29 protein-coding genes and 1 pseudogene are annotated in these 23,949 nt (G+C 59.5%); 5 read left to right on the top strand and 25 right to left on the bottom strand.

From position 1 onward, the window contains the following. Positions 1 to 42: 42 nt before the first annotated feature. The 6 genes from ycfP to hinT all read right to left on the bottom strand — a co-directional run bounded on the left by ycfP (position 43) and on the right by hinT (position 3,944). Positions 43 to 585 (bottom strand): alpha/beta hydrolase YcfP, encoded by a 543-nt coding sequence (gene ycfP / locus HMPREF3138_RS24435; protein ID WP_033638056.1) that lies wholly within the window; start codon positions 583 to 585, stop codon positions 43 to 45. Between the two features lie 79 nt (positions 586 to 664). Beyond that, entirely contained in the window at positions 665 to 1,684 is a 1,020-nt protein-coding gene (gene nagZ / locus HMPREF3138_RS24430) for a beta-N-acetylhexosaminidase (protein WP_038875555.1), read from the bottom strand. 38 nt (positions 1,685 to 1,722) lie between these two features. Further along, the gene (thiK, locus tag HMPREF3138_RS24425) at positions 1,723 to 2,589 is read right to left on the bottom strand and encodes a thiamine kinase (protein WP_038875552.1); all 867 of its coding nucleotides are present in this window, start codon (positions 2,587 to 2,589) and stop codon (positions 1,723 to 1,725) included. Beyond that, positions 2,570 to 3,160 (bottom strand): penicillin-binding protein activator LpoB, encoded by a 591-nt coding sequence (lpoB, locus tag HMPREF3138_RS24420; protein WP_038875549.1) that lies wholly within the window; start codon positions 3,158 to 3,160, stop codon positions 2,570 to 2,572. Before lpoB ends, thiK begins: the two co-directional genes overlap by 20 nt. A gap of 26 nt (positions 3,161 to 3,186) precedes the next feature. Then, complete coding sequence (locus tag HMPREF3138_RS24415; RefSeq protein ID WP_038875546.1) at positions 3,187 to 3,582, bottom strand: YcfL family putative periplasmic lipoprotein; 396 nt, start codon at positions 3,580 to 3,582, stop codon at positions 3,187 to 3,189. 11 nt (positions 3,583 to 3,593) lie between these two features. Continuing rightward, positions 3,594 to 3,944 (bottom strand): purine nucleoside phosphoramidase, encoded by a 351-nt coding sequence (gene hinT, locus HMPREF3138_RS24410; RefSeq protein WP_004928776.1) that lies wholly within the window; start codon positions 3,942 to 3,944, stop codon positions 3,594 to 3,596. A gap of 221 nt (positions 3,945 to 4,165) precedes the next feature. Here hinT and HMPREF3138_RS24405 point away from each other — a divergent pair, with 221 nt between their 5' ends. After that, positions 4,166 to 5,071 carry a transporter substrate-binding domain-containing protein gene (locus tag HMPREF3138_RS24405; protein ID WP_038875543.1) on the top strand — a complete coding sequence of 302 codons (906 nt, stop codon included), beginning with the start codon at positions 4,166 to 4,168 and terminating at the stop codon, positions 5,069 to 5,071. Here the strand turns inward: HMPREF3138_RS24405 and HMPREF3138_RS24400 are convergent. After that, positions 5,068 to 5,445, bottom strand: a complete 378-nt coding sequence (locus HMPREF3138_RS24400; protein ID WP_072145090.1) for a winged helix-turn-helix transcriptional regulator — start codon at positions 5,443 to 5,445, stop codon at positions 5,068 to 5,070. The genes HMPREF3138_RS24405 and HMPREF3138_RS24400 overlap by 4 nt on opposite strands. 99 nt (positions 5,446 to 5,544) lie before the next feature. On the opposite strand from HMPREF3138_RS24400, the gene HMPREF3138_RS24395 reads away from it, so the two are divergent. After that, positions 5,545 to 6,294, top strand: coding sequence for an SDR family oxidoreductase (locus tag HMPREF3138_RS24395; RefSeq protein WP_038875540.1), 750 nt, complete (start codon positions 5,545 to 5,547; stop codon positions 6,292 to 6,294). 37 nt (positions 6,295 to 6,331) lie between these two features. Here HMPREF3138_RS24395 and HMPREF3138_RS24390 read toward each other — a convergent pair whose 3' ends face one another. After that, the gene (locus tag HMPREF3138_RS24390; RefSeq protein WP_070559434.1) at positions 6,332 to 7,636 is read right to left on the bottom strand and encodes an Nramp family divalent metal transporter; all 1,305 of its coding nucleotides are present in this window, start codon (positions 7,634 to 7,636) and stop codon (positions 6,332 to 6,334) included. Between the two features lie 230 nt (positions 7,637 to 7,866). On the opposite strand from HMPREF3138_RS24390, the gene mntR reads away from it, so the two are divergent. Beyond that, positions 7,867 to 8,337, top strand: coding sequence for a manganese-binding transcriptional regulator MntR (mntR, locus tag HMPREF3138_RS24385; RefSeq protein WP_038875534.1), 471 nt, complete (start codon positions 7,867 to 7,869; stop codon positions 8,335 to 8,337). A 196-nt stretch (positions 8,338 to 8,533) separates the two neighbouring features. Further along, entirely contained in the window at positions 8,534 to 8,719 is a 186-nt protein-coding gene (locus tag HMPREF3138_RS27320; protein WP_223294879.1) for a DUF4180 domain-containing protein, read from the top strand. Positions 8,720 to 8,729: 10 nt separating this feature from the next. On the opposite strand, the pseudogene HMPREF3138_RS26015 reads toward HMPREF3138_RS27320, so the two are convergent. The 16 genes and pseudogenes from HMPREF3138_RS26015 to yceD form a co-directional block, all read right to left on the bottom strand. Further along, positions 8,730 to 8,855: pseudogene (locus HMPREF3138_RS26015) on the bottom strand (transposase); the annotation flags it as partial. 24 nt (positions 8,856 to 8,879) lie between these two features. Next, positions 8,880 to 9,389, bottom strand: a complete 510-nt coding sequence (locus tag HMPREF3138_RS26010; RefSeq protein WP_048233419.1) for a hypothetical protein — start codon at positions 9,387 to 9,389, stop codon at positions 8,880 to 8,882. A gap of 234 nt (positions 9,390 to 9,623) precedes the next feature. Beyond that, positions 9,624 to 11,057 carry a PTS glucose transporter subunit IIBC gene (ptsG, locus tag HMPREF3138_RS24380; protein WP_016928184.1) on the bottom strand — a complete coding sequence of 478 codons (1,434 nt, stop codon included), beginning with the start codon at positions 11,055 to 11,057 and terminating at the stop codon, positions 9,624 to 9,626. Positions 11,058 to 11,400: 343 nt separating this feature from the next. Then, on the bottom strand, positions 11,401 to 12,177 hold the full coding sequence (locus HMPREF3138_RS24375; RefSeq protein WP_038875529.1) for a metal-dependent hydrolase: 777 nt from the start codon (positions 12,175 to 12,177) through the stop codon (positions 11,401 to 11,403). Between the two features lie 19 nt (positions 12,178 to 12,196). Next, positions 12,197 to 13,204, bottom strand: a complete 1,008-nt coding sequence (gene holB, locus HMPREF3138_RS24370; protein WP_038875527.1) for a DNA polymerase III subunit delta' — start codon at positions 13,202 to 13,204, stop codon at positions 12,197 to 12,199. Continuing rightward, on the bottom strand, positions 13,204 to 13,842 hold the full coding sequence (gene tmk / locus HMPREF3138_RS24365; protein WP_038875525.1) for a dTMP kinase: 639 nt from the start codon (positions 13,840 to 13,842) through the stop codon (positions 13,204 to 13,206). The genes holB and tmk overlap by 1 nt, the downstream gene beginning before the upstream one ends. Continuing rightward, positions 13,832 to 14,857, bottom strand: a complete 1,026-nt coding sequence (gene mltG, locus HMPREF3138_RS24360) for an endolytic transglycosylase MltG (protein ID WP_038875523.1) — start codon at positions 14,855 to 14,857, stop codon at positions 13,832 to 13,834. The genes tmk and mltG overlap by 11 nt, the downstream gene beginning before the upstream one ends. A gap of 13 nt (positions 14,858 to 14,870) precedes the next feature. After that, the gene (gene pabC / locus HMPREF3138_RS24355) at positions 14,871 to 15,668 is read right to left on the bottom strand and encodes an aminodeoxychorismate lyase (protein WP_015377453.1); all 798 of its coding nucleotides are present in this window, start codon (positions 15,666 to 15,668) and stop codon (positions 14,871 to 14,873) included. A gap of 145 nt (positions 15,669 to 15,813) precedes the next feature. Continuing rightward, the gene (gene fabF, locus HMPREF3138_RS24350; RefSeq protein ID WP_070559432.1) at positions 15,814 to 17,055 is read right to left on the bottom strand and encodes a beta-ketoacyl-ACP synthase II; all 1,242 of its coding nucleotides are present in this window, start codon (positions 17,053 to 17,055) and stop codon (positions 15,814 to 15,816) included. An 82-nt stretch (positions 17,056 to 17,137) separates the two neighbouring features. After that, positions 17,138 to 17,374: an acyl carrier protein gene (gene acpP / locus HMPREF3138_RS24345; protein WP_004719003.1), complete on the bottom strand. Its 237-nt coding sequence runs from the start codon at positions 17,372 to 17,374 to the stop codon at positions 17,138 to 17,140. 154 nt (positions 17,375 to 17,528) lie between these two features. Beyond that, complete coding sequence (gene fabG / locus HMPREF3138_RS24340; RefSeq protein WP_016928193.1) at positions 17,529 to 18,263, bottom strand: 3-oxoacyl-ACP reductase FabG; 735 nt, start codon at positions 18,261 to 18,263, stop codon at positions 17,529 to 17,531. A gap of 11 nt (positions 18,264 to 18,274) precedes the next feature. Next, a complete protein-coding gene (fabD, locus tag HMPREF3138_RS24335) occupies positions 18,275 to 19,204 on the bottom strand; it encodes an ACP S-malonyltransferase (protein WP_015377451.1) in 930 nt (309 codons plus the stop codon). 18 nt (positions 19,205 to 19,222) lie between these two features. Continuing rightward, on the bottom strand, positions 19,223 to 20,176 hold the full coding sequence (locus tag HMPREF3138_RS24330) for a beta-ketoacyl-ACP synthase III (protein ID WP_070559430.1): 954 nt from the start codon (positions 20,174 to 20,176) through the stop codon (positions 19,223 to 19,225). 6 nt (positions 20,177 to 20,182) lie between these two features. Then, positions 20,183 to 21,217 (bottom strand): phosphate acyltransferase PlsX, encoded by a 1,035-nt coding sequence (gene plsX / locus HMPREF3138_RS24325; protein WP_071605383.1) that lies wholly within the window; start codon positions 21,215 to 21,217, stop codon positions 20,183 to 20,185. A gap of 11 nt (positions 21,218 to 21,228) precedes the next feature. After that, on the bottom strand, positions 21,229 to 21,396 hold the full coding sequence (gene rpmF, locus HMPREF3138_RS26005) for a 50S ribosomal protein L32 (RefSeq protein WP_004927778.1): 168 nt from the start codon (positions 21,394 to 21,396) through the stop codon (positions 21,229 to 21,231). Between the two features lie 16 nt (positions 21,397 to 21,412). Next, positions 21,413 to 21,934, bottom strand: a complete 522-nt coding sequence (yceD, locus tag HMPREF3138_RS24320) for a 23S rRNA accumulation protein YceD (protein WP_004927780.1) — start codon at positions 21,932 to 21,934, stop codon at positions 21,413 to 21,415. 141 nt (positions 21,935 to 22,075) lie between these two features. Here yceD and HMPREF3138_RS24315 point away from each other — a divergent pair, with 141 nt between their 5' ends. Beyond that, positions 22,076 to 22,657, top strand: coding sequence for a Maf family protein (locus HMPREF3138_RS24315; protein ID WP_038875513.1), 582 nt, complete (start codon positions 22,076 to 22,078; stop codon positions 22,655 to 22,657). Positions 22,658 to 22,663: 6 nt separating this feature from the next. Here the strand turns inward: HMPREF3138_RS24315 and rluC are convergent, their stop codons facing one another. Next, the gene (rluC, locus tag HMPREF3138_RS24310) at positions 22,664 to 23,623 is read right to left on the bottom strand and encodes a 23S rRNA pseudouridine(955/2504/2580) synthase RluC (RefSeq protein WP_038875510.1); all 960 of its coding nucleotides are present in this window, start codon (positions 23,621 to 23,623) and stop codon (positions 22,664 to 22,666) included. Between the last annotated feature and the right edge of the window lie 326 nt (positions 23,624 to 23,949).

The following is a 23,949-nucleotide window of genomic DNA, read 5'->3' as shown; positions in this document are numbered from 1 at the left end:
TACAAAACGGGGAGCGCGGCTCGCGGCGGCGTTATGAAACTGTTAACCCAGCGCCTTGAACGCCTTGATCCGCTGCAGATGGGGTGAGATGTTTTTGAACTTGTGCGTCTGCTGTTCATCCCAGACGATTTCGTAGTAGTGATGCAGCAATTCGGCGCTGCGCCGGTTATCCAGCACCTCGTCGTGCCGCGACAGCACCACCAGACAGCGGTCGCGGTTCTTCTCGCGGAAATCCTCCACGCACTTGGTGGCGATATCGCGATACTCTTCCGGCCGGTCTATCTTGCCGTGCATGTGCTCTTCCGGGTACAGATTGGGGTTGAACATCGCCTGGCGAATGCCGCACAGGAAGCCGATGCGCTCCGCCCAAAAACCGCCGAGGCCGACCCCGCAGATCAACGGGTGCGCGTCGCCGCCCTGCTGCACCGCCTTGTCCACCTCTTTCAACAGATGCTGCATGTCGTGACGCGGATGCAGTGTGCTGTAGCTGATGAAGCGCACGTCCGGATCGATAAACTGCAACTGTAACACCTTTTCATGATTGCCGGGACTGGTGGAATCGAAGCCGTGCAAATAGATAATCATGTGGATCCTCGCAACAAGCCAAGGGCCGCGGGCGCGGCCCTCATCATTTCCGCTCTGCGCCGCGGCGCGGCGCCTGGATTCACCCTTGCGAACGCTGCTTGTGCTCCTCCCAGCGTTCGCTCAGCGCGCTGAGCGCCTTGTGCGCCTGCTGCCAGCGCTCGGAGTCGCGCAGTTCCTGACGGGTGAACTGACCGCGATGATATAACCGCTTCACCTTCTCTGCTTTGACCGGGGACAGGTTATCCAGCACGCTGACCGCACCTTCGCGGTGGTTGCACACCAGGATCATGTCGCAACCGGCATCCAGCGCCGCCTGGCCGCGCTCGGCGTAGCTGCCCATAATGGCGGCGCCTTCCATCGACAGATCGTCGGAGAAAATCACGCCTTCGAAGCCCAGCTCCTGACGCAGGATCTGCTGCAGCCAGTAAGGCGAGCCGCTGGCCGGACGCGGGTCCGCTTCAGTATAGATGACGTGGGCCGGCATGACGGCGTCCAACAGCTGGCGATTGATCAGCTCGCGGAAGATCGCCATGTCGTGCTCACGGATCTGCGCCAGCGGCCGCGGATCGCGCGGGGTTTCCTTGTGCGAATCGGCGCTGACGGCGCCGTGCCCCGGGAAGTGTTTGCCGGTGGTTTTCATGCCGGCACTGTGCATGCCGAGGATAAAGCGCTCCGCCATCGCCAGCGCCTGCTGCGGATCGCTGTGGAACGAACGCTCGCCGATCGCCGCGCTGCCGTGGCCGATGTCCAGCACCGGCGCAAAGCTGATGTCGATATCCTGTGCGATCATTTCCGCCGCCATCAGCCAGCCGGCCTCCTGCGCCAGACGACCGCCTTCCTGCGCATCGTGCAACGCGGCGAACGACTGCGCCGCCGGCAGGCGGGTGAAGCCCTCGCGGAAGCGCTGTACGCGCCCGCCCTCCTGATCTACCGCCACCACCAGCCGATCGTGCGAGGCGGCGCGGATCTGGCGCACCAGCTCACGCAGCTGCTCCGCATCGTGGAAGTTGCGGGTAAACAGGATCAATCCGCCAACCAGCGGGTGTTTCAAAATTTCGCGTTCTTCTGCATCCAGCTCGTAGCCGGCGACATCTAGCATTACTGGGCCCACGGGCACCTCACTTCATTATTGTTCGTTCAGAATTCGGATGATGATAAACAAAGTCGCCGGCGCACCGCCGCGCCCCAGCGCAAAAATTCGGCGTCGCCGCTCTGCTGCCAGCGCACTTCAAACCACAGCAGCATCAGATAATCCACCCACGGCAGCCAGCGGCGCACCTGCGCCTGCAGCCGGGCGACGTCGTGATAGCCCTGGCGCGCGTAGTGCTGCAAAAAGCGCTGCTGCTGGCCGGCCGACCAACCGTTGCCGCGAAACAACGCGGCGATATCCAGCGCCACGTCGCCGTCGGCGGCATATTCCCAGTCGATCAGCCGCAGCCCTTCGCCGGTGGCGAGCAGATTGCCCGGATGGATGTCCATGTGCAGCGGCGCCAGGCGCAGTGGCCGTGGTAAGGCGCTGCGTAAAAAATGACGCTGCAGGCGCAGCCAGTCAGGGGTTAAACGCCGCCTATCCAGCTGTTGCCAGTAGCGGCGGAACTGCCGTCGCAGATCCAGTCGGTAACCGCTGAGCGGCCGCCGGTGCAGTTCCGCCGCCATCGCCGCCAGCTCGCCGCGCTGATTCAGCGCCGCAAACTCGGTATCTGTGACGACGTCACCTTCGAGCCATTCGAGGATAAGCCACTGATTATTTTGTGCGAAAACCCATGGCCCCAGCCCCGGCGCGCAGCGGCGCAAGACCCGCGCTTCCCGCCGGCGGCTCACGCCCAGCGCGCGTTTTTCCGCACTGTGCTGCCGCGCCAACAGCGTGATGCCCACACCGTCGATGCGCCAGCTCTCGCCGGTCAGCCCCTGCACCGGGCTGAAATGACAACCGGCGGTATTCACCGCCGGCAGTCTGGTTTCCATCAATCGTCGCAGCGCGGCCTCAGCGTTTAACGGCGCCATTGCCCGACCAGACGATCTCGCCGGTTTGCACCAGCATCAGCTGCATATCCAACGCCGGCGACTTCACGTCGCCGCTGACGTCGCTGTACAGCACGTACTGCGCGCCGACGATGCGCGCCAGGCCAATCGCCTTGCTGCGCGAACCGAAGCTGTCATCCGCCGACAGGCCCAGCGTTTGTCGGGCGCTGGTCAGCTTCGCTTCCGGCACCACGCTGAAGGTGGAATTCGACGCCAGCGCCTTGTACAGCGCCGCGGTGGCTTTGCCCATCTGCAGCGAACCGTTGGTATTGTTCTTGACGCTGTCCAGCAACAGCACGCTGCCGGCCGTGACGCCATCGGCCTTCAGCATCTGCCCCACCAGCGGCTGAACGCTGCCCAGCCAGTCAAGCTGCTGGATTTTCGGCGGCTGCGGCACCGGCTCGCTGGTTGGCGGCTGTGGCTGCTCGACCGGCGGATTCGGTTGATCCGGCTCGACGGTGACCGGCGGCAGCGGCTGATCCGGCTCAGGCGGACGCGACAGACAGCCGCTCAGGGTTAATGCGGCCAGCGCCACTAAGACGTACTTTTTCATGCTTTTTCTCCAAACCTGGCAAGCGCTTACAGGTACAGATACAGACGTGCGCTTTTGGCGTCCAGGTTGCCGTTAATCGAGTAGATTTTGGCGTCCGAGTCGGGCGCCACGACGATCTCGCGCGGTTTCTCGAAGGGGCGAATATCCAGCCCCTGCGCGTCGTACCAATAGAAACGATAATGCACGGTGACCGGCGTCGATTGGCTGTTGTTGAGCACCGAGGTCGCCATCACCCGCCCGGAGGCGTTCGAAATCGAGGGCGTATCGGCCAAAATGCCGGCGGTCAGCACCGAAGGATCCATCACCACCGTTTGGCGTTTATTGACCGCGATGCCTGACGGCGAGCTGCACCCCATCAGCAACGCGGCGGGCAACGCCAACGCCAACGCCACCAGACCACGCAGAGTTTTTTTACCGCGCATGATTTCCTCGCTTAACGTGACAACAGCGGCCCCAGCGAGCGGCCACCGACCAGGTGCATATGAATATGATAGACCTCCTGACCGGCGTGGCGGTTGCAGTTGACGATCAGGCGATAGCCGTCTTCGGCGATGCCTTCCTGTTCGGCGATCTTCGCCGCGGCGGTGATCATGCGGCCCAGAGCGGCTTCGTGCTCCACGGTCACGTCGTTGACGGTTGGGATCAGCACGTTGGGAACGATCAGCACATGGGTGGGTGCCTGAGGGGAGATGTCACGGAAAGCGGTGACCAGTTCATCCTGATAAACCACATCAGCAGGGATTTCGCGGCGGATAATTTTACTGAAAATCGTTTCTTCGGCCATCTGGCGTTCCTTGTTTTACACAATTAGCTGTACGCAGTATGAGTGACAAATTCTACTGCTTTCAACCTGATTGCGCACTTTCCGCGTCGAGTGCTGCAGATTCGCGCAGGCCGGCGCCCCGCTTGTACATCTTTTCACTTTGGTTATTCACTATTGTTGCTTTACTTGCCCCGTGCCGCCGCCAATAGTAACCCCATGATTAACAAAGAGTAGAGGGTGTTATGCCACTGAGGATTTCGGCGCTGTGTGCGCTGTTGCTGAGCGCGGCCGTTCAGGCGGCCACGGCGGGCGGTATCGATCTGCAGGCTAACCGAGAGCCGATACGCGCAGAGCCGAACCCGGCCGCTATCGCACTGATTCCGGCGAACTTTCACTTTGCGGTGCCCGGCAAGCTGACGGTGGCGGTGGCGTTCGAGAACTCCCCACCGCTGGCGCTGTTCGCCGATGACAATAAAACGCTGATCGGCAGCGATCCGGACATCGCCCGCCTGGTGGCCGACAGCCTCGGGCTGGCGCTGAATCTGGTGCCCACCTCCTGGGAAGATTGGCCGCTGGGCATCAGCGCCGGCAAATACGATGCGGCGATCTTCAACATCGCCGTCACCAAACAGCGCAAGACCAAATTCGACTTCGCCACCTATCGGGTGGACACGCTGGGCTTTTACGTCAAATCCACCAGCCACATCACCTCGATCAACCGGCCGCAGGACGTCGCCGGGCTGCGGATCATCGTCGGATCCGGCACCAATCAGGAAAACATTCTGCTGGGATGGGATAAACAGAACCGCGCCGCCGGGCTGCCGCCGGTGCAGCCGATCTATGTGACCGACGACGCCGCCACCAACCTGAGCATTCAGTCCGGGCGGGCCGACGCGTTCTTCGGCCCCCACTCCACCGGCGCCTACAAGGCGGCGCTGACCGGTAAGACCAAAATGGTCGGCATCGGCCCCAGCGTGGCCTACGTCGCGGTTACCAGCAAGAAAGGCAATGGGCTGGTGAACGCCATCAACGCCGCCATCAACGGCGTCATCGTCAGCGGCGAATACGCGCAGGTGCTGGAGCGCTGGGGCGAAGGCGACGAAAAGGTCGAGCGCTCCGCCATCAACCCACCGGGCATCGGCGACTAGCCGCCGATAAGCTGCGGCGCATGCCGACGCATCCACTCGGCCAGCGAATCGAGCGTCGGCCGCAGCGACTTACCGAGCGCGGTGACCTGATACTCCACCCGCGGCGGCACTTCGGGAAACACCTGCCGCGTCACCAGGCCGCGCTGCTCGAACAGCCGCAGCTGGCGCGTCAGCTCTTTTTGCGCAATGGGCGCCACCGCCCGCTGCAGTTCGCTGAATCGTACCGGGCCATCGATCATTATCAGCCGATACAGGATCGGTATCGCCCACTTGCCCGACACCAGATTGACGAAGTCCACCATCGGGCAGGATTCGCCCGGCGTCGGCAACGCCGCCAAATTATTTTCCGCCGCTAATGGCGCTTGCGCCGTCATTTCATCCCACCTCGCCCTTTAGTATCCAAAAGGTGCCTACTATGCAAAAGGAACTATAGCGCAAATAATGCCGCAACTAACGCTAAAGAGGAATCGGTTATGTCACGACTGCAAGGCAAATACGCATTGATTACCGGCGGCACCAGCGGCATCGGGCTGGAAACCGCCCGCCAGTTCATCGCCGAGGGCGCGACGGTGGCGATCACCGGGCGCAGCCAAAGCGCCCTGGACGCGGCGGGCCAGGCATTGGCGGGCAAGGCGCTGTTGCTGCTGAGCAACGCCGGCGATATCCCGCAGCAGCGCGAACTGGCGCAGCGGCTGGGGCAACGGTGGCCGCAGCTGGACGTGCTGTACATCAACGCCGGCGACGTTACGCATCGCCCGCTGCAGGAGTGGGATGAGCAGAGCTATCAGCGGCTAATGGACATCAACCTGAAGGGGCCGTTTTTTCTGATCCAGGCGTTGCTGCCGCTGCTGGCCAACCCTTCTTCGGTGATCCTGTGCGGTTCGGTCAGCGCCCATATCGGCCTGCCGCAGAGCAGCGCCTATGCCGCCAGCAAAGCCGGCTTGCTGTCGCTGGCCAGAACGCTGTCCGGTGAGCTGCACGCGCGCGGCATTCGCGTCAACGGCCTCAGCCCCGGCCCGACCGAAACCCCGGCGTTGGGTAAGCTGGGGTTGGCGGAAGCGGATGAACAGGCATTGCGCGACGATATCCGCGCGCTGGTGCCGATCGGCCGCATGGGCAGCGCACTGGAGCTGGCCAAAGCGGCGGTGTTTCTGGCGGCGGACGAGTCGGCCTTTATGGTCGGCGCCGAGCTGCAGATGGACGGTGGCGTGGGGAATTTATAATTTAGCGAAGCGGCCGCACCCCGCGCGGCCCATAAGATCACCCCAGCCCAGGGATCTCGACGCCGAAGGTCTGCAACAGCAGCACCACGTTGAGCAGCACGATCACCACCGTACCGACTATCGCCGCCAGGCTGGTCCAACGGCCGTTGGCGAACTCGCCCATGATGTCGCGGCGGCGAGTGAACATCACCAGCGCGATCATCGGCGCCGGCAGCGCCAGGCTCAGCACCACCTGGCTGTAGACCAGCGCGTCGGTGGCGTTGACGCCCATCGCCACCACGATAAACGCCGGCACCATGGTGACCAGGCGGCGCACCCACACCGGAATGCGGAAGCCAACGAAGCCCTGCATGATCATTTGCCCGGCCATGGTGCCCACCACCGAGCTGGAAATGCCGGAGGCGATCAGCGAAGCGAGGAAGATGCCGGCGGCCGCTGCACCGAACAGCGGCGTCAGCGTATGGTAGGCAGTGCCAATTTCGGCCACGTCGCTGTTACCGGCGTGGAAGGCGCTCGAGGCCATGATGACCATCGCGATATTCACCAGCCCGGCGAGCGCCAGCGCGATCACCACCTCAATATTGGAGAAACGCAGCAGCTTGCGCCGTTCGCCGTTATCGCTGGCCGGGCTGCGGTGCTGGGTCAGCCCCGAATGCAGGAAAATGGCGTGCGGCATCACGGTGGCGCCGATAATGCCAACGGCGATGGTCAGCGCCTGCGCGTCCGGCAGCTGCGGCGTCACCATGCCGATCCCGGCCGCCTGCCAGTCCACCGGTACGATGAACATCTCCACCAGGTAACACAGCGCGATGATGCCCACCAGACCACCGATCATCAGCTCGACCGGGCGGAAACCTTTTTTTTCCACCATCAACAGCGCATAGGTGATCACCGCCGTCACCCCCATCCCCGCCAGCAGCGGCATATGGAACAGCAGCGCCAGCGCGATCGCCCCGCCGAGAAACTCCGCCAGATCGGTGGCCATCCCCGCCACTTCGCTGAGCAGCCACATGCCGATCACTACCGGCCGTGAAAACTGGTCGCGGCACATCTCCGCCAGATTGCGATTGGTGACGATGCCCAGCTTGGCCGACAGCGCCTGGAACAACATGGCGATCAGGTTGGCCATCACCACCACCCACAGCAGGCTGTAGCCGTATTTCGCCCCGGCCTGAATGTTGGTGGCGAAGTTGCCGGGATCCATATAGGCAATAGAGGCAATCACCGCCGGGCCGGCGAACAGCAACGGCGTAAAGGCACCGCGCTTGCGTCCGGCAAGGGCGGCGCCAATCGCAATGTTGGTCCGTTCGGTTAACGATGGAGTGGTTGCCGCATCACGCATGAAGTACCCTCAATCTTTCACTGGTTATTTTTCCACCTATCATGCTGACAATGTAGCATCGGCTACACTTTATGCAACAGGCGAAATTCATTGGCTTTGTGTAGAGATATTTCTAACTACCACAATGCGTGGCATCGAATTGATAATGTGTGCTATTTGGACTAACTTAGGGCAACCCTTCCCGCATTGCCGGGAGATGCCATTTTTATGCTTACAGGACGCCCCACGCTATGGTTACCCGCGCGCCAGATAACGCCGACCGCCACGCCCAGACCGACATGCCGGACGAGGCCGAGCACGCCCTGCGTTTTAGCCGCGCCCGCGAAGCGCAGTCCAATGCGCTGATCGAAGATTACGTTGAGCTGATCGCCGATTTGCTGCAAAGCACCCGCGAAGCCAGAACCACCGACATCGCGCGCCGCTTCGGCGTGTCTCACCCGACGGCGATCAAAAATATCGCGCGGCTGAAAAGCGCTGGGCTGGTGGAATCGCGCCCTTATCGCGGGGTGTTTTTAACGGAAGAAGGCGAGCAGCTGGCGCAGAAGGTGCGCCGCCGTCACCGCATCGTGGTCGATCTGCTGATGTGCGTCGGGGTGCCGAGCGAAACCGCCGAGCTGGACAGCGAAGGGATTGAGCACCATATCTCGGACGAAACGCTGGCGGTGTTCGAGCATTACCTGCAAAAGCACGCCAAACCCTGACTCCCGGAGCGCCGATGAGCTACGCCGTGCGGCAAATCCATGATCTGCGCCTGGTGGTTTTCGCCGAAGCCGGGCCGCTGTTGAAAGACGAAAACGACGTCAGCCTGTTTATCGCGCCCGCCTTTGAACACGATGCCGGGATGATTGCCCTCCCCGTCACCGCCTCGACGCCGCCTTCTTCCAACTCAGAAGCGGCATGGCGGCCGCGCCATATCGCAGAAATTCATCAACTACCGCCTGCGCGTGGCGCTGCTGGGCGATATCCCCCCCCCGGCCGGCGCAAAGCAACGCGCTGCAAGATTTCGTGCGTGAAGCCAACCGCGGCGAACAGGTCTGGTTCCTCTCTTCTCTCGCCGAACTCGAACAGCGGCTTGGTGCCTGATAGAAAAGGTTCATCGCGCTTTACCGGGAAGCGCTGCTTTGATTTTCAGGAAGAAGTAAGCGTTATCCCGAAAACCATAGGCCATTCGCTTCACCACTTTTATCTTATTGTTCATCCCTTCCAGTATGCGGATATGATCACTCTTCCTCATTTTGATATTTCAAGGAGATGTAGTTGCATGCAAAACCACAGCTCCCAAGGCATTACTCCTTTTCTGAACAAAAATCACCCTGTCAGATTCATAGTTACCACCGGGGTAACATATCCTGATATTGGTCCCTAAATCAGGATCATCAACATCTGCACCAGAACAGCTTTTGTAACTTCCTGATGCGTAAGAATAGTGGACCGTATAACTGGACGTTTCGCCTGGCACCAGATACGTAATTGTGATTATTGGAATCAAAAAAATAAATAACAAAGAAACGCAAGCGCCACCATAAAACTTTAGATAATCAATGTACTTATTGCTTTTAACAGCACCTTTATTTATAAAATACAATGAAATAAATAGGGACAACACCATCGCAGAAACAATCATGCAGCGATTCGTTGAAACACGGAGAAAAGTGATTTGATAAATTTCTCGCTTCCATACGATGAATAGAAAAACAACAATTAGAAATGATATGGTCGCAGCGAAGAGAAACGGATAGGAGTACTTTTTCACTCGAAGAGTCCTTCTTACAAAATCCTTGTTATAGGTATAGACATTAGACCTATGTTGTTGGGACTACACGTCAACGCAACAATCTTAAGTCGGTTTAACGGCGAAATCCCGCGCAGTTTTGCACAATAATTCGATCTCATCCATTACAGACCTTCTCTGGCGCGGGTTCGTTCTACTTTGGACCTTGCAAAAAAAAGGAGGCTTTCGCCTCCCTTGGTAACTCCCCTGCCTGAATCAGTGATTACGGATGTATTCGTCCATATCGGTTTTCAGGTTGTCGGACTTGGTGCCGAAGATGGCCTGCACGCCGGAGCCAGCGACGACTACGCCCGCTGCGCCCAGTTTCTTCAGGCCCGCCTGGTCAACTTTGGACACGTCGGCCACGCTGACGCGCAGACGGGTGATGCAAGCATCCAGGTTAGTGATGTTTTCTTTACCGCCGAAGGCCTGAACCAGCGCCGCGGACATTTCGGAACCGCCCTGTGCAGTCTGCTCGGCAGCGGTGTCTTCACGGCCCGGGGTTTTCAGATCCAGCTTGGCGATCAGCACGCGGAAGATGGTGTAGTACACCAGACCGTAGACGATGCCGACGATCGGGAACAGCCAGATTTTGCTGCTGTTGCCGCTCAGTACGATAAAGTCGATCAGGCCGTGCGAGAAGCTGGTGCCGTCACGCATGCCCAACAGGATGCAGATTGGGAACGCCAGGCCGGCCAGGATAGCGTGGATCACGTACAGGATCGGCGCGACGAACATGAAGGAGAACTCGATCGGCTCGGTGATACCGGTCAGGAACGAGGTCAACGCGGCGGAGATCATGATGCCGCCGACTTTCGCGCGGTTTTCCGGCTTGGCCGAGTGCCAGATGGCGATGGCCGCAGCAGGCAGACCGTACATTTTGAACAGGAAGCCGCCGGACAGTTTGCCCGCGGTTGGGTCACCCGCCATGTAGCGAGGGATGTCGCCGTGGAATACCTGGCCCGCCGCGTTGGTGAATTCACCAATTTGCATTTGGAACGGTACGTTCCAGATGTGGTGCAGACCGAACGGCACCAGAGCACGCTCAACCACGCCGTAAATGCCGAAGGCCACGACCGGGTTCTGATAAGCCGCCCACTGCGAGAAGGTCTGGATAGCCGTACCGATCGGCGGCCAGATGAAGGACAGCACTACGCCCAGAACGATCGCCGCCAGACCGGAAATGATCGGCACGAAACGCTTACCGGCAAAGAAGCCCAGGTATTCCGGCAGTTGAATGCGGAAGAAGCGGTTGAACATATAGGCCGCGATGGCACCGGAGATAATCCCCCCGAGCACACCGGTATCCGCCAGGTGCTTGGCCGCAATCTCTTCAGCCGGCAGGTGCAGCACCAGCGGCGCAACCACCGCCATGGTTTTCACCATGATGCCGTAGGCCACCACCGCCGCCAGCGCAGAAACGCCGTCGTTGTTGGTGAAGCCCAGGGCGACGCCGATGGCGAAAATCAGCGGCATGTTGGCGAAGACCGAACCGCCCGCTTCCGCCATCACGTGGGAGACTACCGCAGGTAGCCAGCTAAAGTTGGCGGAGCCGACGCCCAGCAGGATACCTGCGATAGGCAACACGGACACCGGCAGCATGAGCGATTTACCTACTTTTTGCAGGTTTGCAAATGCGTTCTTGAACATAGTTGAGTGTGCTCCTGAGTAATAATGCTTTGCTACTTCTTGTCGCGATAATTCGCGCTGCAAGGGGGGGAGAAAAACCCCTGCAATTCAGGGTGTCTGAGCACCCCTTGAATTTATTACGCAGAGTAAAATAAATAGCCTGCGCAATGTTTGATGACAATCACGTTTCGATGATCGAGCCGCAGTAACTTTGCATAAACCGGCTGTTTTTTGGCAAAACTGACCAAAAAGCATGCATCAATCACCCTGAAACGGGAGGGAACCTTACCCGTTTCAGTGATTAATTACGAGCTTAAAAAAAATTACGCAGACAATGACCTACAGCTATAGCCTAGGTCAAAGATCACAGATCGAGGTGAAATAAACGTGAAAAGTTGGCGGTGGTGGCTTCGGCCAGTTGCTCCAGGCTGACGCCCTTCAATACCGCCATGTATTCAGCCACATCGCGCACATAGGCGGGTTGGTTTTCTTTGCCACGATGCGGCACCGGCGCCAGGTAAGGCGAATCGGTTTCCACCAGAATGCGATCCAGCGGCACATAGCGGGCCACCTCACGCAGCTGTTCAGCGTTGCGGAAGGTCACGATGCCCGAGAAGGAGATGTAAAAGCCCAGATCCAGCAGAGCTTCGGCCGTGGCCAGATCTTCAGTGAAGCAGTGGAGTACGCCGCCGCAGTCCTGTGCGTTCTCTTCACGCAGGATCGCCAGCGTATCCGCGCGCGCATCGCGGGTGTGGACGATCACCGGCTTGTTCAGATCCCGGCCGATGCGGATATGTTCGCGGAAAGAGTCCTGCTGCAGCTCAAGATTGTCTTTCTGGTAGAAGTAATCGAGCCCGGTTTCTCCCAGCGCTACCACCTGTTCCGCCGCCGCCAGGCGGCGCAGCTCGGCGTAATCATACCCCTCTTCCAGATTGAGCGGATGCACCCCACAGGAGAAGGCCACGTCGTTGCGCTCACCGATCAGCTCGGTCATGGAACGGTAGCCCGGCAGCGTGGTAGCGACCGCCAGCACATAGCCGACGTCGCACGCTTTGGCCTTGGCCAGCGCATCGTCCACATTCTGGTGCAGCGTTTGATAATCCAGACTGTCAAGGTGGCAATGAGAATCGACTAACAACATAATGTTTAACTCTTTTACTTTACAGCGAATGAGGGTGGGAATAGCCGGCGGCGCCGAGCATCTGTTCCCAGCGAAGTAACTGTTCGGTCAGCAGCAGCTCACGATTGACGCCCACCACGCTGAGCAGCTGATGGCGGCAGTTCAGCCACTGCTGCACGATCTGCTGCAGCGAGGCGCTGCTCAGCAGGCTGGCCAGCTGATGCACCAGCGGCTGCTGATCCTGATTCAATACATACTGATGCGCGCCCTGCTGCCACTTCATCGCGTCCACCAGCAGCGCGCACAGCCAGTGCAGGCGCTCGGCGACGTCTTCATGATTCAACACCGGCAGCAGCGACAGCATATCGCGCTGCGGCAGCGCGGCGCTCAACGCGGCGCACAGGGTGCTGCGCTGTTGCCACTGCTGCGGCTGCAACAGCTGTTCGGCGGCCAGCGGCGCACCGTCGTGAAGGCGCAGCGCCGTGAGGCGGTCCGTCTGAGAGCCGGCCGCCTGTCGGCCCAGCCACTGCAGGCTGAGCTGCTCATCCGGGCTCGCCAAATGCCAGTACAGGCAGCGGCTGCGCAGCGTAGCCATCAGGCGCGACGGCTCACGGCAACCCAGCAGAAAATAGGTTTTCTCCGGCGGCTCTTCCAGCGTTTTAAGCAGCGCGTTGGCCGCCGCCTCGGTCAGCTGTTCCGCCTGCGGCAGCCAAATCACTTTAGCGCCGCCCTGCTGCGCGTGGGCGTACAGCGTTTCAATCACCTGACGGATCGGCTCAATGCCCAGGCTGCTCTTGCCCTTTTCCGGCGCCAGCACGTGATAATCCGGGTGGTTGCCCGCCAGCATCAGCCGGCAGCTGTGGCACTCGCCGCAGCTTTTTTCACCGTTGCGCTGCTGGCAGATCAACCAGCGGCTCAGGCCGTAGGCCAGCGCGTCGTCACCGTTGCCCGTTGCCGCGTGCAGCAGCAGCGCATGATGGCCGCGGCCGTCGGCGTACTGCCCAACCAGCTGGCGATAAGGGCCGTTCAGCCACGGGTACCAGTTCATTATGCGCCTTCCTGCTGCCGCAGCCAGTGGCCGAGGCAGCAGCGGATCGCCGCGGTCACCAGCTCCAGCGGCTGGGCGGCGTCGACGGTGACGATGGTTTTATCCTGCGCCGCCAGCTCGAGATAGCGAGCGCGGGTGCGCTCGAAGAACGGCAGCGCCTCCTGTTCGATACGATCCAACTGACCGCGCGCCTGTGCGCGTTGCAGGCCGACCAACGGCGGCAGATCGAGATACACCGTCAAATCCGGGCGAAAATCCCCCAGCACGGTGTCGCGCAGCGAGCTCATCAGCTGCGGATCCACGCCGCGGCCGCCGCCCTGGTAAGCCTGTGAAGAGAGATCGTGGCGATCGCCCACCACCCAGGCGCCGCGCGCCAGGGCCGGTTTGATCACGGTTTCCACCAGCTGCACGCGCGCGGCGTACAGCATCAATACTTCGGCCTTGATGGTCGGCAATTCGCCGTCGATGCCGCGCTTGAACAGATCGCGCAGCTTCTCCGCCAGCGGCGTGCCACCCGGCTCGCGGGTGAAGACGATGTCGCTGACGCCGTGTTCGCGCAGCACATTGACCACCGTATCGCGCGCGGTGGTTTTACCCGCGCCTTCCAGCCCTTCGATAACAACGAATTTACTTTTCATTCTTTTCCTTTAACGCCTGACGGTACACGCGCACCGCCTGGTTATGGCTCGCCAGATTGGTGGTGAAGGTATGCCCACCCTTGCCGTCGGCGACAAAATAGAGATAAGGCGTTTTGGCCGGATTGGCAGCCGCCTGCAGCGAGGCCTCACCCGGCATGGCGATCGGCGTTGGCGGCAGGCCGGCGATCACATAGGTGTTGTACGGCGTCGGCGTCTCCAGATCCTTGCGCGTGATGTTGCCATTATAGCTTTCGCCCATGCCGTAGATCACCGTCGGATCGGTCTGCAGACGCATGCCGATGCGCAAGCGGTTGACGAACACCGACGCTACCTTGCTGCGCTCTTCCGGCACTGCGGTCTCTTTCTCGACGATCGAGGCCATGGTCAGCAGGTCTTCCGGCGTTTTATACGGCAGGCTGGTGTCGCGGCCGGCCCAGGCGGCCTGCAGCGCTTTGTTCATGCGCACGTGTGCGCGTTTGAGCAGCGCGATGTCGCTCATGCCGGCGGTATACTGATAGGTATCCGGGTACAAATGCCCTTCCGGCGTTTCTCCCGCAGGAATGCCGAGCGCTGCGGCAATCTCCGCCTCACTCTTACCCGACAGGGTGTGTTTCAGGTATTTGGACTGCTGCAGCACCTGCTGCCAGTCACGCAGGCGTGAGCCTTCGATAAAGCGTGCGGTGAACTGCGCCTCTTTGCCGCTGGCCAACAGTTTCAGCATCTGGCGCACCGTCATGCCCGGCGTGAACCGGTAGGTACCGGCTTTAAACTCCGCCAACTCCGGCTCCAGCTTCAGCAGCCACTGGAACCAGCGCCCGTTGCGTACCAGTTTATCGCGTACCAGTAGCCCTTCCAGCGCTACCCGGCCGGTGCCGGCCGGCAGTTTGAAGATGGTTTCTTGCTGGATAGCCAGCGGCGTATCGGCAAAGCGTTCGATCTTCTGGTAGCCCCAAAACAGCAGCGCCAATACCAGAACAACAATAACAGACAGGACCTTCAGCTTTCTTTTCTTCATCAATCAGCCATGGTTAACAGTGTGGACGCAAAAAATCATACAGCTGGCGCGAAGCATAACGCCATGATTGCGCAGCGTTTACCGGCAGCAGCGGCATCAGCGCATTGCTCACCAGCACTTCGTCGGCATCGGCCAGCGTCTCCAGCGGTTCACTGACGCAGTGCAGACGGTATTCCGAGCCCGCCAGCAGCGCGATCACCCGCCGCCGCATCAGGCCCGCGACGCCGGCCTGGCTCAGATCCGGGGTAAATACCGCTTTTCCCTTACGCCAGAACAAATTAGCCGCACAGCATTCCACCAGCATACCGGCAGTGTCAAGCACCAGCGCCTCGTCGGCGGCCGTCTGGTCAAGATGCGCGCGGATCAGCACCTGCTCCAGGCGGTTCAAATGCTTCAACCCCGCCAGCAACGGATTGCGCGCCAGCGCCACCGGGCTGAGCGCAAGCGTGATGCCCTGCTCGCGCCACTGCAAATAGTGCGCAGGGTAGCTGCTGCGGGCGACGATACGCGTCGGATTTTCGCACCCCGTCGGGCTGTAACCCCGCCCGCCGCTGCCGCGCGTCAGTATCGCTTTGACCACGCCGAGCGGAATTGATTCGGCCGCCAGCGCCATCTCCCGCTCGAAAGCCAGCCAATCGGTGGCAGGCAGCATCAGCCGCTGCGCCGCTTGCTGCAACCGCTCCAGATGCCAGGGCAGCAGCTCGATTTTACCGTCGATAACCCGGGCGGTAGTAAAGCAGCCATCGCCGAACTGCAGGCCACGATCGCTCGGCGCCAGCGCATCGTGGCGCTGTCCGTTAATCCAGTACATGCTTCCTCCTGTTGCCGGGTTATTTCATTACGCTCGCAGGATAGCAGGCGGCGAGACGATACGCAGCCCCGCCAGCGGCCAAACGGCAGGCGTAAAAAAGCCCGGTTAAAAAACCGGGCTTTTCGTCAGCTATCCGCAGCGCGAGTTACACTCGGCGGAAGATCAGCGAGCCGTTGGTGCCGCCGAAGCCGAAGGAGTTACACAGGGTGAACTCCATATCGCTGACCTGGCGCGCTTCGTGAGGCACGAAGTCCAGATCGCAACCTTCATCCGGGTTATCCAGGTTGATGGTTGGCGGTACCGCCTGATCGCGCAGCGCCAGCACGGTGAAGATAGACTCGATCGCGCCTGCCGCCCCCAACAGGTGGCCAGTCATCGATTTGGTCGAGCTCACCAGCACGCTGTGGGCATCGGCGCCGAAGACGGATTTCACCGCCTGCGCTTCCGCCTGGTCACCCGCCGGCGTAGAGGTGCCATGCGCATTGATGTAGCCGATTTGTGACGGGGTCACACCGGCGTCAAGCAGGGCATTTTCCATCGCCAGCGCAGCGCCCGCGCCGTTTTCCGGCGGTGACGTCATGTGATAAGCATCGCTGCTCATCCCAAAGCCCACCACTTCGGCGTAGATTTTCGCGCCGCGTTTTTTCGCGTGCTCGTACTCTTCCAGCACCATCATGCCGGCGCCGTCGCCCAGCACGAAGCCGTCACGGTCTTTATCCCACGGACGGCTCGCCGCCTGTGGGTTGTCATTACGGGTGGACAGGGCGCGCGCTGCGCCAAAGCCGCCGACGCCCAATGGGGTGCTGGCTTTCTCTGCCCCACCGGCCAGCATCACGTCAGCATCATTGTAAGCAATGATACGCGCCGCATGGCCGATGTTGTGCACACCTGAAGTACAGGCGGTGGCAATGGAAATGCTTGGGCCACGCATGCCGTACATGATTGTCAGGTGGCCTGCAATCATATTCACGATGGTGGATGGCACGAAGAACGGACTGATTTTCCGTGGGCCACCGTTAACCAGTGAACTGTGGTTTTCTTCGATCAAACCCAGGCCGCCGATGCCGGAACCGATCGCGGCTCCAATGCGGCTGGCGTTAGCCTCGGTGATGTCCAGACCTGCATCCTGCATGGCTTGCATGCCGGCAGCGATACCGTACTGGATAAAGGCGTCCACCTTGCGCGCATCTTTGCGAGAGATGAAATCCTCAGAATTAAAATTCTTTACCAGGCCAGCAAACTTGGTCGCATAGGCAGTGGTATCGAAATGATCGATCAGGCTGATGCCACTCTGACCGGCAAGAAGAGCGTTCCACGTGGACTCTACCGTATTGCCGACAGGAGACAACATGCCCAGTCCGGTCACAACTACTCGACGCTTAGACACGTTTGTCCTCCAGGGAGGGAAAAATATGACACTAGGGATAGAAAAAACTTAGGCGGTCGAACGACCGCCTAGATATGTTCTCTTACTGCTGGCTAGCGTTGATGAAATCAATAGCTGCCTGAACAGTAGTGATCTTCTCAGCTTCTTCGTCTGGAATCTCGGTGTCGAATTCTTCTTCCAGTGCCATTACCAGCTCAACGGTGTCAAGAGAATCAGCGCCCAGATCTTCAACGAAAGAAGCGTTGTTCAAAACTTCTTCCTGTTTAACACCCAGTTGCTCAACAATGATTTTCTTAACGCGTTCTTCGATAGTGCTCATACTCTTAAATTTCCTATCAAAACTCGCTTTCGCGATGGTTTTCGTAGTGTATAAAATGCTGAAAAAGATGCAACTAAATCCCGGCTGGTCAAACCACGATTTTACGCTATTTTGCGGTTTTTGCCTCAAATAACGCAAATGGTTTTCACATTTTTTAAATCATGTACATGCCGCCATTGACATGTAACGTTTCACCGGTGATATAGCCGGCCTCATCAGAGGCCAAAAATGCAACAGCGCTGGCGATTTCTTTAGCATCGCCCAGCCGGTTGGCTGGAACTGATGACAAAATGCCTGCGCGTTGATCATCTGTCAACGCCCGTGTCATGTCCGTCTCAATAAAGCCAGGTGCCACGACGTTGACCGTAATGCCACGCGAAGCAACTTCACGTGCCAAAGATTTGCTAAAACCAATCAGACCGGCTTTAGCCGCCGCGTAATTCGCCTGCCCTGCGTTCCCCATGGTGCCGACAACGGAACCGATGGTGATGATACGGCCAAACCGCTTTTTCATCATAGCGCGCATTACCGCTTTTGACAGGCGGAATACGGAAGTCAGATTGGTGTCGAGGATATCCTCCCACTCGTCATCCTTCATACGCATCAGCAGGTTATCACGCGTGATGCCGGCATTATTCACTAAAATGTCGATTTCGCCAAATTCGGCGCGAATCGATGCCAGCACGCTGTCGATAGATTGCGCATCAACAACGTTCAACATAAACCCTTTGCCGTTTGCGCCCAGGTAGCTGCTGATCGCTTCAGCGCCGCTCTCGCTGGTCGCGGTGCCGATCACTTTGGCGCCGCGTGCCACAAACGTTTCTGCAATAGCTCGGCCAATACCGCGGCTCGCGCCGGTGACCAGAACGATTTTACCTTCGAAGCTCATCATTTTCCTCTTTATTGTTCAAGCGCCGCCGACAGGCTGGCGGTGTCGTTCACCGCCGCAGCCGTCAGGGTGTCAACAATACGTTTAGTCAGGCCGGTCAGCACTTTGCCCGGCCCCACTTCCAGCAGCGACGTCACTCCCTGTGCTGCGATAAATTCTACGCTCTCGGTCCAACGTACCGGGCTGTACAGCTGACGCACCAGCGCGCTGCGAATCGCTTCCGGATCGTTTTCGGTGCGCACGTCGACGTTGTTCACCACCGGCACCTGCGGCGCGTTGAAGGTGATGTCCTGCAGCGCCACGGCCAGCTTGTCGGCGGCCGGCTTCATCAGCGCGCAGTGCGAAGGCACGCTCACCGGCAGCGGCAGCGCACGTTTGGCGCCGGCGGCTTTGCAGGCGGCGCCTGCGCGCTCAACCGCTTCTTTGTTGCCGGCGATGACCACCTGGCCCGGCGAGTTGAAGTTGACCGGAGAAACCACCTGCCCTTGCGCAGACTCTTCACACGCTTTGGCGATCGCGTCGTTGTCCAGACCGATGATGGCATACATCGCGCCGGTGCCTTCCGGCACCGCTTCCTGCATCAGCTTGCCGCGCAGCTCGACCAGACGGATCGCCGCCTTGAAGTCCAGCACGCCGGCGCAGACCAGCGCCGAGTATTCGCCCAGGCTGTGACCCGCCATCAGCGCAGGCGCTTTACCGCCCTGCTGCTGCCAAACGCGGAAAATCGCCACCGAGGCGGCCAGCAGAGCCGGTTGGGTCTGCCAGGTTTTGTTCAGTTCTTCCGCCGGGCCTTGCTGCACCAGCTGCCACAGGTCGTAACCCAGGGCGGAAGAGGCCTCGCCGAAGGTTTCTTCAACGATCGGGAACTGTGCGGCCAATTCGGCCAGCATGCCAACGGTCTGTGACCCCTGGCCCGGGAAAACAAAAGCAAATTGCGTCATTTTTTCTTCCTGTCCAAATCAGAAACGAACCAGCGCCGAGCCCCAGGTAAAGCCGCCGCCGAAGGCCTCCAGCAGCACCAGTTGGCCACGCTGAATTCGCCCGTCGCGCACGGCTTCGTCCAGTGCGGAAGGCACCGAGGCGGCAGAGGTGTTGCCGTGACGATCGAGCGTCACCACCACTTTGTCCATTCCCATGCCCAGTTTTTTCGCCGTTGCGCTGATGATGCGCAGGGTGGCCTGGTGCGGTACCAGCCAATCCAGCTCGCTGCGGTCCATATTGTTGGCCTGCAACGTCTCATCGACGATGCGCGCCAGCTCGGTAACCGCAACCTTGAAGACTTCGTTGCCCGCCATGGTGACATAGGCCGGCTTGTCTTGATTCTGACGATCCTTGTACGGCAGCGTCAGCAGGTTGCCGTAGCTGCCGTCGGCATGCAGATGGGTAGACAGAATGCCCGGCGCTTCAGAAGCCCCCAGCACCACCGCCCCTGCGCCATCGCCAAACAGAATGATGGTGCCGCGATCTTCAGGATCCAGCGTGCGCGACAAGACGTCCGCGCCGATAACCAGCGCATGTTTGACCGCACCGTTTTTCACGTACTGATCGGCCACGCTGAGCGCGTAAGTAAAGCCGGCGCAGGCCGCAGCCAGATCGAACGCCGCGCAGTCTTTGATGCCCAGCATTTGCTGCACCAGGCACGCCGCGCTCGGGAACGCGTGAGTGGTCGTGGTGGTCGCCACGACGATCAGCCCAATGTCTTCTTTAGCCACACCTGCCATTTCCAGCGCTTTCTCAGCGGCCTGGAAGCTCATCGTCGCAACGGTTTCATCCGCAGCGGCGATGCGACGTTCGCGGATACCGGTACGCGTGACGATCCACTCGTCAGAGGTATCCACCATTTTTTCCAAATCAGCATTGGTGCGCACTTGTACGGGCAAATAACTCCCCGTACCGAGAATCTTTGTATACATGTACGATCAGTCACTCTTAGGTAATACAGCCTCAAGGCGCGCAGCAATCCTTTCCGGGACTTGCCGCTGCACCGCCTGCACAGCCTGTTCGATTGCGACTGCAAACGCGTGAGTGTTCGCAGCGCCGTGGCTCTTGACTACGGTGCTGCGCAATCCTAACAGACATGCGCCATTATACTGGTCGGGGTTCAGGTGGCCGAACCGCTTAACCACCCGTTTTTGCAACCAACGGCCCAACAATTTCAGCCACCACGCTTGCTTGTTTCCGTCGCCGGACGATTTCAGCAGCGATAAGAACACCCTGACCACCCCTTCCATGGTTTTCAGGGTGACGTTGCCCACGAAGCCATCGCAAACCAACACGTCGGTCTTGCCGGTGAGCAGTTCGTTTCCTTCCAGGTAACCAATATAGTTGATTGCCGGAGTATTTTTTAGCACAGCGGCCGCTTCGCGGATATTATCCAGGCCTTTAATCTCTTCTTCGCCAATATTCAGCAGCGCCACCCGCGGTTGCGCAATGCCGATCACCTCTTCCGCCATCACCGCACCCATCACGGCAAACTGCACCAGCATGGTACTGTCGCACTCAACGTTGGCGCCCAGATCCAGCACCACGGTTTTACTGCGTTGCTGATTCGGGATCGCCGTCATCAGCGCCGGGCGTTCGATGCCCTCCAGCGGCTTGACCAACAGCTTCGCCAATCCCATCAGCGCACCGGTATTGCCGGCGCTGACGCAGCCTTGCGCGTTTCCGCTGCTGAGCTGCTCGAGCGCAATGCGCATCGACGTGCCGCGGCTGGCGCGTATCGCTTGTGAAGGTTTGGCGTCGCCGGCGATCACGGACTCGGCGGGCACGACTTGCAGACGCTCCAGAAGAACCGGATCGGCGTGGGCAAGCAAAGGGGAGATGACGTCGGGATTGCCGACCAGCAGGAGATGAAGCTGTAAATTAGAGGCCAGTGCCTGCAACGAAGCAGGCACTGTGACGCAGGGACCGAAGTCCCCGCCCATTGCATCTAACGCCAGGGTTAGACGAGTCAAGGTATCGCTACTTAGCCGATAACCTTGCGACCGCGGTAGAAACCGTCGGCAGTGATGTGGTGACGACGGTGAGTTTCACCGGATACTTTGTCTACAGACAGAGTAGTCGTGGTCAGAGCATCGTGAGAACGACGCATGCCACGCTTGGAACGGGTTGGTTTATTCTGTTGTACGGCCATGGACCTTACTCCTCAATTACTTACGCTTTAAACTGGCTAATACGGCAAACGGATTCGGTTTCTCCGCCTCGGGAGGCAGTTGGCCGAATACCATGTCCGCTTCGGACACTTCACAGTGTTCAGATTCATGTACCGGAACGACAGGCAGTGAAAGAATAATTTCGTCTTCAATCATTGCCAACAGATCGACTTCGCCAAACTCGTCAACTTCGATCGGTTCGTACGCTTCCGGTAATGCCTCAGCCTGCTCATCATTGACGACCGGGCTAAAACAATATGTTGTGTGAACCTGATGTTCGAACGGGACTCCACAGCGTTGGCACATCAACGTTACCGTGACGTCCGCATGCCCTGTTATCACCGCGAGGCGCTGATTGTCGATATTGAACGACAACGACACCTCGACATCACTGTCCACACTGACCACGGAGTCGGCAACACGAGTAACCTGCTCAGGCGCATAGACACCAGCATAGTCCAGGCGTTTCTGAGCGGTACGTACCGCATCAATGGTCAAGGGTAATTTTACCTTTTGCATAGGGCGCGCATATTAACTTTGTAACGACATAGAGTCAAAGAAAAAGGCCGTAAAACGGCTCCTTTCACCAATATTCGCTTCCACAGCGGCCGACAGTTTAAAATGCCGTACCCATTTACGCTACGGTTTGCGAAAAAAATTATGCAGAGATTGCTTTTAGCCTCCACCTCCCCCTATCGAAAAATGCTGCTGGAGAAGCTGCAGCTGCCCTTCGACTGTGCCGCACCCGAGGTGGATGAAACCCCACTGCCGGGCGAAACCGCCGAAGCGCTGGTGCTGCGCCTGGCAGCAGCGAAGGCGCAGGCGCTGGCCCTCGCCTATCCCGAACATCTGATCATCGGCTCCGATCAGGTCTGCGTGATCGATGGCAACATCACCGGCAAGCCCCACACCGAGGAGAACGCCCGGGCGCAGCTGCGCCAGGCCGCCGGCCAGGCCGTGACTTTTTATACCGGCCTGGCGCTGTACAACGGCCGCAGCAAACAGCTGCAGGCCCTGTGCGAGCCGTTCCACGTGCATTTTCGCGCGCTGAGCGAAACGGAGATCGCCGCCTATGTGCGTCTGGAGCAACCGCTGAACTGCGCAGGCAGTTTTAAGAGTGAAGGATTGGGGATCGCGCTGTTTGACAGGCTGGAAGGCCGGGACCCGAACGCCCTGATCGGCATGCCGTTGATCGCGCTGTTGGAGATGTTGCGGGCTGAGGGCATCAACCCGCTGGTCTGACGCGGATTACTTGGCCGCCTGCCGGCGCAGCACCTGCAGGCAGTGGCGCAGCTCTTCGTCCATCGGCGCTTCGATGCGCATCGTTTCGCCGGTGGAGGGATGCTCGAAGCGCAGCGCCGCAGCGTGCAGGAACAGCCGCTTCAGGCCGGTACCCGCCAGCTGGCGATCGAACTCGCGGTCGCCATAGCGATCGTCAAAGGCGATCGGATGCCCGGCATGCAGCGTGTGCACGCGGATCTGGTGAGTGCGCCCGGTGATCGGGCTGGCCTTCACCAGGGTGGCGAATTCGTAACGCTCTTCCACCTTGAAGCGGGTTTCCGAAGGCTTGCCTTCGCTGCTGACGCGCACGATGCGCTCACCGCTTTGCAGAATGTTTTTCAGCAGCGGCGCCTGTACGGCCTTGCAGTGGGATTGCCACTGGCCGCGCACCAGCGCCAGATAATCCTTCTGCATGCCCTTCAGCCGCAGCTGTTCGTGCAGCGAGCGCAGCGCGGAGCGCTTCTTGGCCACCAGCAGCACGCCGGAGGTGTCGCGATCCAGACGGTGCACCAGCTCGAGGAAACGGGCTTCCGGGCGCAGCGCGCGCAGCCCTTCGATCACGCCGAAGCTCAGGCCGCTGCCGCCATGCACCGCGGTGCCGGAGGGCTTGTTGAGGATCAGGAGGTGGTCGTCTTCATAAAGGATGCAGTCTGCCAATGCGGCTACCTTATCCAGCTTGGCGGACACCGGCGTCTCTTCGCGTTCGGCCACCCGCACCGGCGGCACGCGCACCACGTCGCCGGCCGCCAATTTGTATTCGACCTTGATGCGTCCTTTATTGACCCGCACCTCGCCCTTACGCACGATGCGATAAATCATGCTCTTCGGCACGCCTTTCAGGCGAGCGAGCAGAAAGTTGTCGATTCTCTGACCGGCTTCGTCGTCGGATATCGTGATGAATTGTACTGCTGGATTGTTCGTTTTCATGGTGCGGGATTCTAAATAGAGCGCGTGAATAGCGCCACATCTTTTTCTGTGCTTAACTGTCTCTCTAACGGCGGGCGAAACCCCAGCGGACAATAAGGCAGCAAGCCGATTTGAACGTTTGCGATTTCTTCCGCAGTTAAGGAAAAGTCACCTTGCTATAACGGCATCAGCAGTGGAATAATGCAGTTACTTTCCGCGTTGATTCCCGTTAAACAGGGAAAACGGTGGGATTATAAAATTTGTCTGATCGCGCAAAAACGCAGCAATGGCGTAAGACGTAATGCGAAATCAAACAATTAGCGGGCTGCGGGTTGCAGCTTGGCCGG

This window comes from Serratia sp. HMSC15F11, assembly GCF_001808215.1.
GTDB classification, from domain to species: domain Bacteria; phylum Pseudomonadota; class Gammaproteobacteria; order Enterobacterales; family Enterobacteriaceae; genus Serratia; species Serratia nevei.
The sequence above is the reverse complement of the archived record's forward strand: the minus strand, read 5'-3'. Positions and strand labels throughout refer to the sequence as shown.

Excerpts from the sequence above, each read along its gene's own strand:
- HMPREF3138_RS27320 (WP_223294879.1), top strand. The coding sequence starts at position 8,534 with ATGGCGGCCGCGCCATATCGCAGAAATTCATCAACTACCGCCTGCGCG.
- acpP (WP_004719003.1), bottom strand. The coding sequence starts at position 17,374 with ATGAGCACTATCGAAGAACGCGTTAAGAAAATCATTGTTGAGCAACTG.
- HMPREF3138_RS24375 (WP_038875529.1), bottom strand. The coding sequence starts at position 12,177 with ATGTTGTTAGTCGATTCTCATTGCCACCTTGACAGTCTGGATTATCAA.
- HMPREF3138_RS24390 (WP_070559434.1), bottom strand. The coding sequence starts at position 7,636 with ATGCGTGATGCGGCAACCACTCCATCGTTAACCGAACGGACCAACATT.
- tmk (WP_038875525.1), bottom strand. The coding sequence starts at position 13,842 with ATGAAAAGTAAATTCGTTGTTATCGAAGGGCTGGAAGGCGCGGGTAAA.
- HMPREF3138_RS24315 (WP_038875513.1), top strand. The coding sequence starts at position 22,076 with ATGCAGAGATTGCTTTTAGCCTCCACCTCCCCCTATCGAAAAATGCTG.
- HMPREF3138_RS24415 (WP_038875546.1), bottom strand. The coding sequence starts at position 3,582 with ATGCGCGGTAAAAAAACTCTGCGTGGTCTGGTGGCGTTGGCGTTGGCG.
- mntR (WP_038875534.1), top strand. The coding sequence starts at position 7,867 with ATGGTTACCCGCGCGCCAGATAACGCCGACCGCCACGCCCAGACCGAC.
- ptsG (WP_016928184.1), bottom strand. The coding sequence starts at position 11,057 with ATGTTCAAGAACGCATTTGCAAACCTGCAAAAAGTAGGTAAATCGCTC.
- ycfP (WP_033638056.1), bottom strand. The coding sequence starts at position 585 with ATGATTATCTATTTGCACGGCTTCGATTCCACCAGTCCCGGCAATCAT.
- holB (WP_038875527.1), bottom strand. The coding sequence starts at position 13,204 with ATGAACTGGTACCCGTGGCTGAACGGCCCTTATCGCCAGCTGGTTGGG.
- fabG (WP_016928193.1), bottom strand. The coding sequence starts at position 18,263 with ATGAGCTTCGAAGGTAAAATCGTTCTGGTCACCGGCGCGAGCCGCGGT.
- mltG (WP_038875523.1), bottom strand. The coding sequence starts at position 14,857 with ATGAAGAAAAGAAAGCTGAAGGTCCTGTCTGTTATTGTTGTTCTGGTA.
- HMPREF3138_RS24330 (WP_070559430.1), bottom strand. The coding sequence starts at position 20,176 with ATGTATACAAAGATTCTCGGTACGGGGAGTTATTTGCCCGTACAAGTG.
- thiK (WP_038875552.1), bottom strand. The coding sequence starts at position 2,589 with ATGGCGCCGTTAAACGCTGAGGCCGCGCTGCGACGATTGATGGAAACC.
- HMPREF3138_RS24405 (WP_038875543.1), top strand. The coding sequence starts at position 4,166 with ATGCCACTGAGGATTTCGGCGCTGTGTGCGCTGTTGCTGAGCGCGGCC.
- HMPREF3138_RS24400 (WP_072145090.1), bottom strand. The coding sequence starts at position 5,445 with ATGACGGCGCAAGCGCCATTAGCGGCGGAAAATAATTTGGCGGCGTTG.
- HMPREF3138_RS24395 (WP_038875540.1), top strand. The coding sequence starts at position 5,545 with ATGTCACGACTGCAAGGCAAATACGCATTGATTACCGGCGGCACCAGC.
- yceD (WP_004927780.1), bottom strand. The coding sequence starts at position 21,934 with ATGCAAAAGGTAAAATTACCCTTGACCATTGATGCGGTACGTACCGCT.
- hinT (WP_004928776.1), bottom strand. The coding sequence starts at position 3,944 with ATGGCCGAAGAAACGATTTTCAGTAAAATTATCCGCCGCGAAATCCCT.
- pabC (WP_015377453.1), bottom strand. The coding sequence starts at position 15,668 with ATGTACTGGATTAACGGACAGCGCCACGATGCGCTGGCGCCGAGCGAT.
- rpmF (WP_004927778.1), bottom strand. The coding sequence starts at position 21,396 with ATGGCCGTACAACAGAATAAACCAACCCGTTCCAAGCGTGGCATGCGT.
- rluC (WP_038875510.1), bottom strand. The coding sequence starts at position 23,623 with ATGAAAACGAACAATCCAGCAGTACAATTCATCACGATATCCGACGAC.
- lpoB (WP_038875549.1), bottom strand. The coding sequence starts at position 3,160 with ATGAAAAAGTACGTCTTAGTGGCGCTGGCCGCATTAACCCTGAGCGGC.
- fabD (WP_015377451.1), bottom strand. The coding sequence starts at position 19,204 with ATGACGCAATTTGCTTTTGTTTTCCCGGGCCAGGGGTCACAGACCGTT.
- nagZ (WP_038875555.1), bottom strand. The coding sequence starts at position 1,684 with ATGCTAGATGTCGCCGGCTACGAGCTGGATGCAGAAGAACGCGAAATT.